Annotated in this window: 11 protein-coding genes; 4 read left to right on the forward strand and 7 right to left on the reverse strand. The window is 51.7% G+C overall.

All coding sequences use genetic code 11. From position 1 onward, the window contains the following. Positions 1–262: 262 nt before the first annotated feature. Positions 263–667, reverse strand: a complete 405-nt coding sequence (locus CA13_RS23220; RefSeq protein ID WP_146400743.1) for a thioredoxin family protein — start codon at positions 665–667, stop codon at positions 263–265. A 731-nt stretch (positions 668–1,398) separates the two neighbouring features. Here CA13_RS23220 and CA13_RS23225 point away from each other — a divergent pair. Continuing rightward, complete coding sequence (locus CA13_RS23225; protein WP_146400745.1) at positions 1,399–2,400, forward strand: Gfo/Idh/MocA family protein; 1,002 nt, start codon at positions 1,399–1,401, stop codon at positions 2,398–2,400. Here the strand turns inward: CA13_RS23225 and mgtE are convergent. Next, a complete protein-coding gene (gene mgtE / locus CA13_RS23230) occupies positions 2,397–3,746 on the reverse strand; it encodes a magnesium transporter (protein ID WP_146400746.1) in 1,350 nt (449 codons plus the stop codon). The two genes, CA13_RS23225 and mgtE, sit on opposite strands and share 4 nt — an antisense overlap. Before the next feature lie 137 nt (positions 3,747–3,883). Beyond that, positions 3,884–4,453, reverse strand: a complete 570-nt coding sequence (efp, locus tag CA13_RS23235) for an elongation factor P (RefSeq protein ID WP_146400748.1) — start codon at positions 4,451–4,453, stop codon at positions 3,884–3,886. A 67-nt stretch (positions 4,454–4,520) separates the two neighbouring features. Here efp and epmB point away from each other — a divergent pair, with 67 nt between their 5' ends. Beyond that, positions 4,521–5,612 (forward strand): EF-P beta-lysylation protein EpmB, encoded by a 1,092-nt coding sequence (epmB, locus tag CA13_RS23240; RefSeq protein ID WP_146400750.1) that lies wholly within the window; start codon positions 4,521–4,523, stop codon positions 5,610–5,612. Next, a complete protein-coding gene (locus tag CA13_RS23245) occupies positions 5,612–7,246 on the forward strand; it encodes an ABC transporter permease subunit (protein ID WP_146400752.1) in 1,635 nt (544 codons plus the stop codon). Before epmB ends, CA13_RS23245 begins: the two co-directional genes overlap by 1 nt. A 66-nt stretch (positions 7,247–7,312) precedes the next feature. Here CA13_RS23245 and CA13_RS23250 read toward each other — a convergent pair whose 3' ends face one another. The 3 genes from CA13_RS23250 to CA13_RS23260 all read right to left on the reverse strand — a co-directional run bounded on the left by CA13_RS23250 (position 7,313) and on the right by CA13_RS23260 (position 9,779). Then, positions 7,313–7,696, reverse strand: coding sequence for a hypothetical protein (locus tag CA13_RS23250; protein WP_146400754.1), 384 nt, complete (start codon positions 7,694–7,696; stop codon positions 7,313–7,315). A 117-nt stretch (positions 7,697–7,813) separates the two neighbouring features. Further along, entirely contained in the window at positions 7,814–8,608 is a 795-nt protein-coding gene (locus CA13_RS23255) for an inositol monophosphatase family protein (protein WP_146400756.1), read from the reverse strand. A 46-nt stretch (positions 8,609–8,654) separates the two neighbouring features. Next, entirely contained in the window at positions 8,655–9,779 is a 1,125-nt protein-coding gene (locus CA13_RS23260; protein ID WP_146400758.1) for a serine/threonine protein kinase, read from the reverse strand. Between the two features lie 661 nt (positions 9,780–10,440). On the opposite strand from CA13_RS23260, the gene CA13_RS23265 reads away from it, so the two are divergent. Then, on the forward strand, positions 10,441–12,147 hold the full coding sequence (locus tag CA13_RS23265; RefSeq protein WP_146400760.1) for a glutamine--tRNA ligase/YqeY domain fusion protein: 1,707 nt from the start codon (positions 10,441–10,443) through the stop codon (positions 12,145–12,147). Positions 12,148–12,289: 142 nt separating this feature from the next. Here CA13_RS23265 and recA read toward each other — a convergent pair whose 3' ends face one another. After that, positions 12,290–13,408 carry a recombinase RecA gene (recA, locus tag CA13_RS23270; RefSeq protein ID WP_146400762.1) on the reverse strand — a complete coding sequence of 373 codons (1,119 nt, stop codon included), beginning with the start codon at positions 13,406–13,408 and terminating at the stop codon, positions 12,290–12,292. Positions 13,409–13,871 lie beyond the last annotated feature (463 nt).

Consider the following 13,871-nt stretch of genomic DNA (forward strand, 5'->3'; position numbering starts at 1 on the left):
CATGTTAGGAATGTTAGGGAATGTTTTGATTCCCTTCCATGATACCGCATCTAACAAAAAAAAGCGTTGGCTGTGAATCCGAGTCACAGTCAACGCTTTTCTGGGTGAACGCTTCACGGCGAGTAGCTGAAAGAGCTCCCACCTGACGTTTTGGCTACGCTCATTGGAGCGAGGATTTTGCTCGTTTGAGCATGAAGTCGGCTGCGTCGTCTCGCGGCGGAGTCCATCGAAAATGGACGCCACCGTGTGGCGACAACCACTCTTAGCCGCGTAGATCGTGGATCGCTTTTTTGATCAGGCTACGGACGGGCTGTTTTGGTTGAAAACCCATTAGCTTGCGGCGGCTCCAGCGGCCGGATTCGGTTTTCGTGAAAAGAATGATTTGGGGAAGCATTTTTTCCCCTTTTGTCAATTGTTCGACCAATTCAGGATTCTGGTCTTTATCAATCACAGCAACACAAACATCGTCTAGTTCGCCCGTTCTTGCCATTGGTTCAATGGTCGAACTCTTCAAGACATTACACGCCGGACACCATGGTGCACCGACGACAACCATGAGTGGCTTGTCTTCTCTGAGTGACTCTTTATACGCGGATTCGTATTTATGTTGAATCGGATGTTCGCTTGTAACGCCCGACAAAACCAAGGCTAACAGCAACGTGACCATTCCTACTCCCAAGATTTTCGAATGGAAGGCATCTTCGTGGGATCGGCACCACACCGAAAAGTTCGATCCGTCGTTTCACTCTGGAAAAGAATCGATAAGTTGAAAATGGACGACCACAAAAATGCGAGACAAGATTTCCTATCGTGTCACCCGGAAGGTTCCTTCAACGACTCGCATGGTTTCGAATCTTTCGCTTTAAGGCTCTCTAAGCCATTTCCAAACACGGAAAAAAGTCAGAGAGAGTTCGATTGATTCAACGCGAGTACCGGTTGACACTAGCTCCGAAAGACCAAAGCAACATTGCCATAGTCCAGCGGCATCAGGACCATCAAAATCACATAATGCAATAGCTAGAAAAGTATTTTCATTTAGGTGACTTTGATGAGTTGGGAGGATTCTATGGGGCACTTGGGTCGCCACAAGGGTCACCGACCAACTTTTCGCAAAATCGATCTTGCATCAGTCTCGTTTTTTTGCAGTCTGCCAGGATGATTTGTGATGTCCGAGACGCTAAACTGTTATGAAGACACGATTTGGGGCATGCCAAAACGAAGCGGCAATTTGATGCGCCCCCGCTGTGGGGCGGGTAGATAGGCCCAGAATAATTTGCCATTTCGCAGTGCTGAGATGCGGATTTGCCGATAAGAATACGCTTCGGGGCTATCCACTAACCCATTTTCACACTTGGAAGCATTGCATTTGACGCACGGTGCCGTATCAATGGGTTATCTATGAAGCTTCGAATTGGATTGATCGGTTTAGGCGAAACCTGGCAAACCCGCCATCGCCCTGCGATTCGCATGCTACATGATCGTTTTGATGTTCGTGCGGTCTATAGCCCTGTGTCAAAATTGGCGGAAAACGCCGCTGCGGAATTCCAGGCCGATCCGGTCGATGGTTTTCAAGCACTTGTGTCACGATGTGATATCGATGCCGTGTTTGTGCTCCAGCGATCTTGGCTCGGATGGCTACCGATGTTGGCCGCATGCGAAGCAGGCAAAGCGATCTATTGGGCGGGAGATTTGGATTTTGATCCATCCGAAGCAGAACCGATTCGCGAAGCGATTGATCGCAGTGGCATCGCGTTTATGACCGAATTGCCTAAGCGGTTTGCGCCCGCAACGCTTCGGCTCAAAGAGTTGATCGCGACACGCCTCGGTCCGCCGCGATTGGTGTTCTGCCATCGCCGAATCCATTCGGAAACCGCGTCTCAAAAACAAGCCTGTAGCCACGACAATTTGTTGCATCACGAGTTGATTGAGTTAATTGATTGGTGTCGTTACGTCGTTGGACGAGAGCCGGCGACGGTCGTATCGACCGGTCTTAGTCATGCAACGCCGGCGGATTATGAGTGTATGAGTTTGCAATTCGCAGCTCAGCAAACCCAGCCTGCGGTGACCGCTCAAATTAGTTGCGGCAGTTACATTCGTCCGACGTGGCACGAGGCAGTCAGCTTTCGTCCACCATCGGCAATGCAAATTTGCTGTGAACGAGGTGTCGCCTTCATCGACCTGCCGTCAACTTTGGTTTGGTTCGACGATGCTGGTCGACATCTCGAATCGCTTGAAACGGAATTGCCGGTTGGTCAACAATTGTTGACTCAGTTCTATCGCGCCGTGACTAGCTTGGTGCGGAATATGAGCGACCTCGACGATGTTTGTCGATCGGCAAGCATCCTCGCCGCGGCAAGGGATAGCAGTCGCAGTGGAATCCGAATCGGATTGGATGACTAACCGATCAGTATTCTCGCGACATTGATGTAGATCACAATCCCGAGAATGTCGACAATTCCGGCGACAAACGGGTTGCTCATCAAAGCGGGGTCAAGCCCGGCTCGTTTGAATAGAATTGGCAATGTTGCACCGCACAGGCACCCACAAACGATGACGCTTAGCAGCGTTAAGGGGATGACCAGTGCGCCGCGAAAAGAGGGTGCGATAAAGATCGCAACGCTAAAGCCAATGAAAGCCAGGAAAGCACCTAGCATCAGCGATACAACACTCTCTCGAGTTAGAACGCGATGCCAATCACTGAATTCAACTTCCCCACTGGTCATCGCGGTGATCACCAACGTGGCGGATTGGCTTCCCGAGTTGCCACCTGCCGAAATAATGAGCGGGATGAACCAAACAAGCCATGCAAAACTCTCAAGCTCCGACTCGTAACTACGAAGCGTAAACGCAGTCAGTAAGGCAGCGAAAAAGAGAATCGTGAGCCAAAGTCCTCGTTTCCAAGTCAGCGTGAATAGACCGATTTGCAGATAGTTGTCCTCGAGCGGCGCGACTGCGGCAATTCGATGAGCATCTTCGGTCAATTCTTCACGAACGACATCGATCACGTCATCATGGGTGATGATGCCCAACAGTCGACGTCCTGAATCAACAACGGGTATCGCTAACAAATTGTAGCGTTCGACTTTCTCTGCCACCGATTCTTGGTCTTCGGTCGCGAGCGCGACGACCACGTCGGTTTCCATCATCTCGCCAAGCGTTCGGGTTGGTCTGGCGAGCGACGAGACCAATTGACGTGTAGAAACGATGCCGCGGAGCATGTTGTCTTCATCAACGACGTATATGTAGTAAATGGTTTCCAATTCGCCCGCTTGCCGACCGAGTTCTTCCAGTGCTTCACGAGCGGTCAAGTTTTGAGCAAGTTTCGCGACTTCCGTGGTCATCAAACCACCAGCCGTCTCGCCTTCGTAAGCTCGCAGTCGTTGGATGTTCCGACGATCCGCGATCGGAAGTAGCGGCAGAATCTCATCGACACGCTCTTCCGGCATTTCTTGCAGCAGGTCGACCCGGTCGTCCTCCGGGATTTCTTCGACTAGCTTGGCGACTTGTGCTGGTTCGTGAGTTTGCAGCATCGCCAATTGGCGTTCTTCGGCAAAGTATCCAAAGATTTCCGACCGTCTCGATGGATCGGCATGCTGTAGAACCTCCCAAGCCTCTTCGTTGCTGAGTCCTTCCATAAACTCAGCCGTACGGCCGGGATTGAGCGTATTGCAGAACTCCACCAGTTCGGCCTGATTGTTCGCGGCCAGCATCTCGCGCAACTCAGGAAGAAAGAGAGTGTTGACCATGTGCAATCGCTCCTAGGATACTCACCTTTCCATCGTCGCTACGCTCGGCGGAGCGTGGGGGTTGCGGTTAGGTTGGCAAAGCGTGGGGGTGTCGCTTGAGCCACTGTCAGGTGACGGTGGCCACAAGAAAATCCAACTCAGTTGCTGGTTCGTTCGATGTATTCACCGGTTCGACTGTCGATCTTGATAATGTTGCCAACCTTGATGAACCCAGGCACAACAAATTCTGCACCCGTTTCGACTTTGGCCGGTTTGGTGACGTTGGTCGCAGTGTCCCCTTTGGTGCCAGGCACGCAGTCGACGACTTCCAATTCAACATGGTTAGGTGGTTCGACAGCGATGGCGTTCCCATTGTAGAGGGTCATGGTGCAAGACATGCCGTCCTTCAAATACATCCAAATTTCACCGGCGACGTCGCTAGTGACTTCATATTGTTCGAAGGAATCGCCGTGCATGAACACGTAATCTTCGCCTTGACGATACAGAAACTGAACTTCGGTGGTTTCCACGTCGGCCGAATCGAGCGAGTCACCGCCTTTGTAAGTTCGGTCAAGTGTGGTGCCACGAATCAGGTTCTTGAGTTTACACTTGTAGAGGGCGTTTCCTTTTCCCGGTTTGACGAATGTCATTTCCGTCATTAGGTACGGTTCGCCATCAATTTGGACCTTCAGCCCCTTGCGGAAGTCACTTGTGTTATAAGTAGCCATAGTCGATGGCTCCGTTGTACGAGTCAAAACATTATTAATAGGAATCGGTTGTCACCGGACAGATTGCATGACAGAGGCCCCTTATTCCGGTCAGCCGGCCCAGATTCTAACGACCATTTCGGATCTTGTCCCGCCCGGTTCAGCAGGTGTTTCACCAATTTTTGATCCCGATTCGATCGATTGGTCTGTCGACTGGATGACGGCCATGCGACGCGCTGTTCGATCGGCGGAGCAGTTGCGATTGTTGCTTGGATTGCCCTTAGAGGAGGGGGTAGGTGAAGCCGGGCCACGTCCGGCATTCAGCACCTTTGTTCCGCTGGAGTTTTTACGTCGCATCCAACCCGGAGATCCACTCGACCCGCTGCTTCGCCAAGTTTTGCCGAGTGCTGACGAAGCGATCGAGTACCCTGGGTTTGTCTCGGATCCGGTTGGCGACATGGAATCGCTCGCCGCAGGTGGCTTGATCCACAAATACGATGGTCGAGTCCTGTTGATCGCCTCAGGGGCCTGTGCCGTCCATTGTCGATACTGTTTTCGTCGCGAATTTCCCTATAGCGAAGCGGGTTCGCGACGCGAACATTGGAAGCCAGCGATTGGTTACATTCGCTCCAATGACGATGTTCACGAAGTGATCCTTAGCGGTGGCGATCCGTTGACGCTTGTCGATGAAAACCTGTTTGAACTCCTCGACCAAATTGACCGGATTGAACATGTGCGACGCATTCGGATTCATTCGCGTTTGCCGATTGTCATCCCCCAGCGAATCACCAGTGCGTTTTGTGAAAAACTAAAGGGGCTGAACTCGCATGTTTGGTTTGTTGTCCATGCTAACCACGCCAACGAGTTGGACGATGCCTGCCTGAACCGGCTTAGTATGTTGAGCGATTCAGGCATCCCGGTGTTGAATCAATCGGTCTTGCTTGGCGGTGTCAATGATGATGAAGATTCGCTGGTCGAGTTTCTGGAGAGATTAGTCGACCACCGCATCACGCCTTATTATTTGCACCAACTCGATCGTGTTCGTGGAACCAAACACTTTGAAGTTCCCATCGAAAAAGGCCTTCTGCTGATGAGTCAAATTCGATCACGATTGCCTGGATATGCGGTTCCTACTTACGTTACTGAACATGCCGGCGAATCGTCAAAGACACCTTTGTAATGTACATCTTCGAAAACCCTGTCCTACAGCGCGAACTGTTGGGAAACCTGCGAACCCACCGAGCGTTCATTTTGCTCGGGCTCTATCAGTTGTTACTTGCGTCGGTCGTCTTGGTGGCGTGGCCGAGCGAGCAGCGATTGGATTTAACGAGCAACCCGCCATCGGCCGCGAAGCTTGTTAATCTATTCTTTTTAGGGCAATACGTGATTGCGTCGTTGATGGCCCCAAGCTTTGCTGCGGGAACGATCACGGGAGAGAAAGAGCGACATACGTACGAGATGCTGCTGGCCAGTCCGCTACGGCCCGGCGCGATCGTATTAGGCAAGATGATTGCCAGTCTCACACATTTGGGGATGTTGATCCTGGCGTCGTTGCCGATCATCGTGCTCTGTTTGCCGCTCGGTGGAGTGAGCGTCTACGAAGTGTTGGCGGCTTATCTCGGATTGATCGTCTCGGTGGTTCTGTTTGGCGCGATCGGTGTTTTTTGCAGTAGCTATTTTTCTCGTACAAGTAGTTCGCTTGTGGTTAGCTACTTGATTATTTTGCCTTTAGTTATTCTTGCGATTTTGTTCTGGCATTCACTTGAAGGCCAAGGGGAATTGCGTTTGAAATTGGCGCTGCTAGTGATCCCCGCATTTGCACTGTCAGCTGTGATTTTGATGTGTGCGGCCGCAGCCGGTCGGATGCTTTATCCGCCTGACGTCGGAAGCGAGGGGAACGAAGTTGTCGACTTGAAACGCGAAGCCGAAGAAGCGGTGGGGTTGGTGATTCAGCCCGACCAATTCCCCGACCGTTTGTTTGCGCCGCCCAAGAAATCGGAGTTGATGGCCGATGGAGCCAACCCGGTATATGACAAAGAAATCCATAGCGAGATCTTCAGCCAAGGGACGCTGATGTTGCGTCTGGTGATCCAAATTAGCATGCTGCTAGCGATCCCGTTGATGGGCGTCTTTTTGTTTTATCTCGACGAAAAGATCGCATGGTTCACGATGTATGTGATCGTTTTCAACATGTTGGTCGGGCCGGTGTTCCTCGCAGGCAGTATGACGAGTGAACGTGAACGCCAAACGCTCGATCTGCTGCTGACCACAACGCTTACGCCGTGGCAAATTATCTGGGGCAAGTTCGTGGTCGGTTTCCGCATTTCAGCCGTGCTAACAAGCTTTCTGCTGTGGCCACTGCTGCTTGGCGGGATTCTGAATTATAGCTACTGGAGCAACGTTGGCACGCTGATTGGCATGTTTGCAATCGTGGCGGTGGTTTGCCTGGTAAACGCTGTCGTGGCGCTGACCTGTTCCCTTTTTCAACGCAAAACATCGATGGCTTTAATGTGTACCTACATCGTGTTGTTGGTGTTGTACGTCGGGCCGCCGACGGTAGTGTCGCTTTTAGCGATCCTGGATTTTCCAAACGAGTCGATCGCACGGGCGGAGTGGTTCGGAGTGACGAGTCCTTTTTCTGCAGCGTTCGCCTTGCCGCTCAATTCAGAGCTTGTCGAAGGTAGTGAAGACCCAGCGAATGTTGGGAATCTGAATGTCGTGTTCGGTTACTTCGTATTCAGTTTATGTCTTGTCACTGGGAACGTTTTTGCCATGATCGCAAGATTACGGTCAAGAAATGGGTTGTCCGAGTGATTGGTCGTGATCGCTCACGATTCGCTTTTAGCACCTAGGGCTGCAGCAAACGCCAGAATCACCACTCTACTGAACCAAGTAACTACGGTCGCCTCGAGTGACGTAGATTGCTTGTTCTTTTAGCCGCTTTCGAAGAGTGACTAAGAATTCGATCAGCTGGTCAAATTCCGATTCAACATTGAACGACACTTCGAACCGTTCCATCACATCGTGAACCATATCGTTGCTTTCGTTTGTCCAGTAGCCTTTCACGGGAGTTGGCGTTTGGGTGTAAGCACGATATCGGTTCATCAAGAAACGATGGATGGCCGACCGTGCGGTTAAACCGTCGAGATAGAACCTCGGGTCATCCAATTTGTGTGACGGAATATAAAAGACCGTCATTTTGCCGAGCGAATGCAAATGGGGAGCCGTCGTATCGTTTTCGTTCATGGTGACAATCTTGCTCACTGTGAAAACCTAGCTAGCTGTGAAAACCTAGCTAGCTGTGAAAACCTAGCTAGCTGTGAAAGCCTAGCTAGCTGTGAAAGCCTAGCTAGCTGTGAAAGCCTGGCTAGCGGTGAAAACCTAGCTCAGCAGAGCAACCATTTCTTGTTGCAGTTCCTCGGTGGCTGTCAAACAAAACCGGGGTGACCAGTCGTCCAGTGGCGAGCCATCGTACTGCGTCAATGCAGCTCCGGCTTCTCGCGCGATCACGGTCCCGGCCGCTGCGTCCCAAGGCTGAACACTGGTGGCCCAATATCCGTCGAGCCGGCCATCGGCGACGTAACACATGTTCAGCGCGCATGAGCCTAGCCGTCTTAGTGAGCGACATTTTTCGAGCACTTGGATGAATCGCTTGACCTCCGGCGCGTCGCTTTTGATCCCAGCGGGAAAGCTGCATGAAAAAAGGCTTTCGCCAAGGTCGCGGCAACCACTCACTTTCATGGGGCGTCCGTTCACGGTGGCTCCCTGGCCATCGATCGCAGTAAACATTTCTTCGTAGACCGGATCGTAAACGACGCCTAAACGCATTTTGCCTGCTGCGTAGAGTCCGATGGAAACGGCGAAATTCTGTAAACGATGGACGTAGTTGACAGTGCCATCGAGCGGATCGACGACCCAGCACGGCGGTGCGTCCGCATCGCCCCGGCGAACCGATTCCGGGGGCTCGGTCTCGCCCTCCTCTTCGCCGACAAACGCATAGTCAGGAAACCGCTCAAGAAGGATCGAGCGAATCGCTTTTTGTGCGGCCAAGTCGGCGTCGGTCACAAGATCTTTAGGGGCCTTTTCGTGGACGACGCGATCATCGCGCCGGGCCATTAATTCCACCGCAGCGGCTTGGGCCGCTGCTATTGCCACATCCAAGTGTTGTTGGTCCATCAGGGTCAAAACCTATGCAGTAAGGTTCTCCAGAAATTCGATTCACTCATTGGTCAAAGCTCTCGAGTTGTCGTAACTCTTCGAGCCATACGCGAATGTCATTATCGTACTCGGTGGCCATATCGCTGCGAATCAGTTGTCGATGAAATGCAGCGGCACCTTGTTCCACGTGCTCAGCGGCCTCGGCACTTGGGAAGCGACGATTCGGATCAGGTGCAATCAAACCGAGCAGGAAGTTCATTAGTAATTCGTTGCGCAGCACATCTTCCGGAAGGACTGTGTGCAGTCGCGATGGCAATTCGCGTTTCGCCTGTAGCAATTGTCGCAAGGTTTCTTTGCCCGTGAACGGATTCGTGCCGCTCAATAATTCAATCAGAACGTAGCCGACGCTTGCAAGGTCGCTTCGGGGGGTGACTTGATTGTTCTCTAGAACTTCCGGCGCAGCGTAGATTGGGGTGCATTCACTGTCACGTGGTGGATCGGTGTAATCAAATGCCGATCCCATATCGATCAACTTGGTATGGCCAGATCGTTTGAGCATGATATTTGCCGGTTTCACATCACCGTGAACAATGTTTTCACGGTGAAGTGCCGCCAGCGATGCGAGGCATTCGCGAACAATCGCCACGGCAATGCCAGCCTTGAAACGCGATTGATCGGGACCTTCGGTAAGAATGACTTCGTTGATGTACCGCCACCGCCGTTGGCTGACATGGTGTTCCAAAAGTTCCAAACATTGCGGCGAGACGAGTTGCCTCAAATCGTAGCCATCGACCCATTCCATCATCATGATTCGGATGCGATGACGTTCGAAAAAGTTTTGGACGTCGAGCAAATTGTCGTGTTGGATCAGAGCGACGCGAGCAGCGATCGTTGCCACGCGAGCCATCGCTTCTTCGTAGGAGCGGCTATCGGTATAACGCTCGGGGGAAAAAACCTTCATCGCAACAGGAACCGTAAATCCATCCGTCCCGCGATACTCGGTCAAGTAAACTTCCCCTTGACCACCACGTCCGAGAAGTCTCAGCAAGTGATGGTGACCGGTCCAACTCACTTTTTGGGATTGGGTCAAATCGTCATACCGACGGACCAACTCGGTGTCGGAATTCGTATGCGGAGATCCGTGCAGCGTGATCGTCGGGTTGGGTTCGTATCTTGTTGTGGATTGCATTCGATTTGAGACCATCCGTGAACACACTTTCGTTTTGATTGCCAGTGACTACCTCGGATTTGACCGAGCCGAATCGAGAATGTTTCAAAAGAAGCCGATGCGTCCGCCGCAACGCTTCCTATTCATTCTTGGCATCGCCTTAAAGGATAGCAGTTCGGCTCCAGGCTGGAACTCCAGGTTGAATTTCGCTGGTTTAGACGAGCAAAATCAGAAACGGAGTGGTTCGGAGTCAAAAAAACGGATGTAAACCACCAATAACCGTCGATTATTTAGCTTAGCATCCCCCAAGCTGTTTTGGTGGAAAATTGTAGCCGCACGGCTACGCAATCCCCTTTTCCAGCGTGAGCAGAGCACAAAAGTCATCGACTACGTCAGCACCCTCTTCACTCTCAGAGGCGTCGTTGCAGAGCAGAATCCGCAGTTGCCCTCCCTAAAGGTAGCGGTCCACGAGGTTTCGGGATCGATATTTCCCCATGGTGGTTCTCGATGGGGAAGCCATCGGCATAGAGATTCGGGTGGAGTGAACGAATCGGCCCACTAATTCAAATTAGGATACTCATCCAAATTCTCTTGCCCGCTCTCCCAATTGGTGCACACGGGAAAAAAGAGTAGGCTTGTTCGATTATTCCGTCTTCTTTTCCCGCTTGAGCGAAGAGTACTTATGAGTGAGCAGGATGCAAAACGCGATCCGAATGAAAAACGCGATTCGAAACATTTTATTCAGCAAGCGATCGATGCCGACTTAGCCTCAGGCCGTTTTTCGGGCGTCTTCACTCGTTTTCCGCCCGAACCGAACGGATACTTGCATATTGGACACGCCAAAAGCATTTGCCTGAACTTCGGTTTAGCAAAAGAATATGATGGCAAGTGCAATCTTCGCTTTGATGATACCAACCCCACCAAGGAAGAGACCGAATATGTCGACTCGATCATGGAAGACATCCGGTGGTTGGGGTTCGAGTGGGACAGCCTGCATTACGCCAGCGACTACTTTGAGCAGCTTTACGAGTGGGCCGAAAAACTGATCGTTGAAGGTGACGCGTACGTCTGTGATCTAACGGCCGAGGAAACTCGCGAATACCGGGGGACATTGACCGCTCCAGGAAAGAATAGTCCGTATCGAGATCGGACGGCTAAGGAGAACCTCGATTTGTTTCGCCGAATGCGGGCTGGTGAATTCCAAGACGGATCACGATCGCTTCGAGCCAAAATTGACATGGCGTCACCCAACATCAACATGCGTGACCCTGTGATGTATCGGATTTTGCGGGCCACACATCATCGCACGGGCGACAAGTGGTGTATCTATCCAACGTATGACTGGACTCACGGGCAAAGCGATTCACTCGAACAGATCACCTTTTCAATCTGCACGCTCGAATTTGAAAACCATCGTCCGCTTTACGATTGGTATTGTCAAAAACTTGGGATTCATCACCCGCGGCAAATTGAATTTGCGAAATTGAAACTCAGCACCCTGCTGATTGGCAAACGTCACATGCTGCGGATGGTGAAAGAGGGCTTTGTGAAGGGATGGGACGACCCTCGCATGCCGACGCTTTGCGGTTATCGGCGTCGCGGATACACCCCCGAATCGATCCGTAACTTTTGTGCTGACGCCGGTATTGCAAAGTTCAACAGCACGATTGACATCGTACGACTTGAGAATGCCGTTCGGGAACACCTCAACGCGGTGGCGCCGCGCCGAATGGCGGTCCTCGATCCGGTCAAGTTGACGATCACGAATTGGCCTGAAGGCAAGGTGGAAATGACCGATGCCGTAAACAACCCCGGAGATCCGTCTGAAGGCAAGCGAAAAGTCGCCTTCTCTGGAAGTCTGCTGATCGAACGAGAAGATTTTCGCGAAGAAGCACCTCGGAAATTCTTTCGTCTGAAAAAAGGAGGGGCCGTTCGCCTGAGGGCTGGCTATATCGTCGATTGCCACGATGTTGTGAAGGACAAGGAAGGCAATGTGATCGAAATTCTCTGTACCTACGATCCGGACAGTCGCAGTGGAAGTGACACCTCAGGCCGAAAAGTGAAAGGAACGATCCACTGGGTCAGTGCCGAACACGCCGTCGAGGTCGATGTGCGGTTATACGACCGGCTGTTTACTGTGGAAAATCCAGGCGACCCCGAAGAAGGCAAGACGTTTGTCGATTATTTAAACCCCGAATCGCTCAAAGTGGTGACTGGCTATGTCGAGTCGGAACTCGGCAAAGCGAAGCTGGGTGATCGAGTTCAATTTGAACGGCTCGGCTATTTTGTGGTCGATCCCGATTCGACCGAAGATCGAATCGTGTTCAACCGAATCGTTTCCCTGCGCGACACTTGGGGAAAAATGGAAGCGAAGGGAAAGACGGGTTAGGCGGCATTGCCTCTCATCCAAAAAGCCTCTCATCCAAAAAGCCTTGCATGCAAAAATACTGCATACGAAAAAACCTGGGACTCTCATCCCAGGTTTTCGTCTCTCATGATTTCATTGACGCTCGTTCGACGACGCCTGCCGCTTAGCTGTTGGTCGCGTCGGCGACTTCGGCATCGACCTCTTCGCTCTCGACTTCTTGGCTCTCATCCACCGGTCCCGCATAGCCGCCCGCTGCCAAAATCTTCTGCTTAATCTCATCGGCGATATCGGTGTTTTCGATCAAGAAGTTCCGTGCCTTCTCTTTGCCTTGACCCAAGTAGGTTTCCCCATACTTGAACCACGATCCGCTCCTTGAAACGATATCGTGCGTGGTTCCCAAATCGAGCAAGTCGCCTTCATAACTAATTCCGTTGCTGTGCATCATGTCAAACTCAGCGATGCGGAAAGGAGGTGCAACCTTGTTCTTAACGATCTTCACCTTCACTCGTTGGCCAACTTGCTCGTCGCCATCCTTTAGCGAACCAATTCGGCGAACATCGATACGGCACGAACAGTAGAACTTCAATGCTCGACCACCAGGCGTCGTTTCGGGGCTGCCGAAGCTGACGCCGATCTTTTCACGAATCTGGTTGATGAAGATGACCGCACATTTGCTCTTGGCAATCGCTCCGGTTAGCTTTCGCATCGACTGACTCATCAACCGAGCCTGCAAGCCGACGTGGCTATCACCAATTTCGCCTTCCAATTCCTTCCTAGGGACCAATGCGGCCACCGAGTCAACGATGATTACGTCGACGGCGTTGCTCTTGACCAGCATTTCACAGATCTGCATTGCTTCTTCGCCGCAGCTCGGTTGGCTAACGAGCAACGTGTCGAGTTCCACGCCGAGTTTCTTAGCCCAACTGGGGTCAAACGCATGTTCGGCGTCAATGATCGCTGCGATTCCGTTCATCTTTTGCGCCTCCGCACCAATGTGCAGTGCCAAGGTGGTTTTCCCACTCGATTCGGGACCGTAGATTTCAATGATTCGTCCACGAGGAACCCCGCGACCCCCTAGGGCCATGTCCAAACCAAGACTTCCGGTTGGAATGCCGTCAATTTCAAATTTCTGGTTCGCACCAAGCGGCATGATCGCGCCGTCGCCGAATGCCTTTTCGATTTGCTGAAGCGTCGTCTTTAGACCAGGTTCGCGTGCCAGCATTGTCTTCAGAGCTGGGTCGACCTTTGCGGTTTTGCTTGACGCTGCTTTTCTCTTTGCCATTCCCTCGTTCCTTTATTATGGAAAACCCCGTGAACATCACGCGTCAAAAGAACCGTATTGGCATCAACGAGGCGTGAACATGAATATCGTAATGGTGTCTAGTCGCGGTCACAACTATCCAAGCCCTCCGAACCAGTGGGCGTTTGGACCGCTGGTCGTCAAATGGTGTTTGGTGGTTTGTTGTGATCCGTGATTTTCTCACCCACACTCTTAGTATCCGCAGTGGTTGTGACAAGTCTGGTCAAACACGAATCGATATTCTGAAATTATTTTCTGTGTGGCGAGATGATAGCATAATGCCCTTTAAAGTAGGACGGCTAATCAGGTGTTATTGAGTACTTCAAGAAAATCTCGAGAACCGTCAAAGTTTACCTAACCGGTATCCGATAACTTCCCTTGGACGAGGTCTTTGTTTGTCGCCGGCATGGCGATTTTGCGAAGGCACGGAGGGGGGCTTCCACAC

Origin of the sequence: Novipirellula herctigrandis, assembly GCA_007859835.1 — a bacterium.
Taxonomy (GTDB): domain Bacteria; phylum Planctomycetota; class Planctomycetia; order Pirellulales; family Pirellulaceae; genus Novipirellula_A; species Novipirellula_A herctigrandis.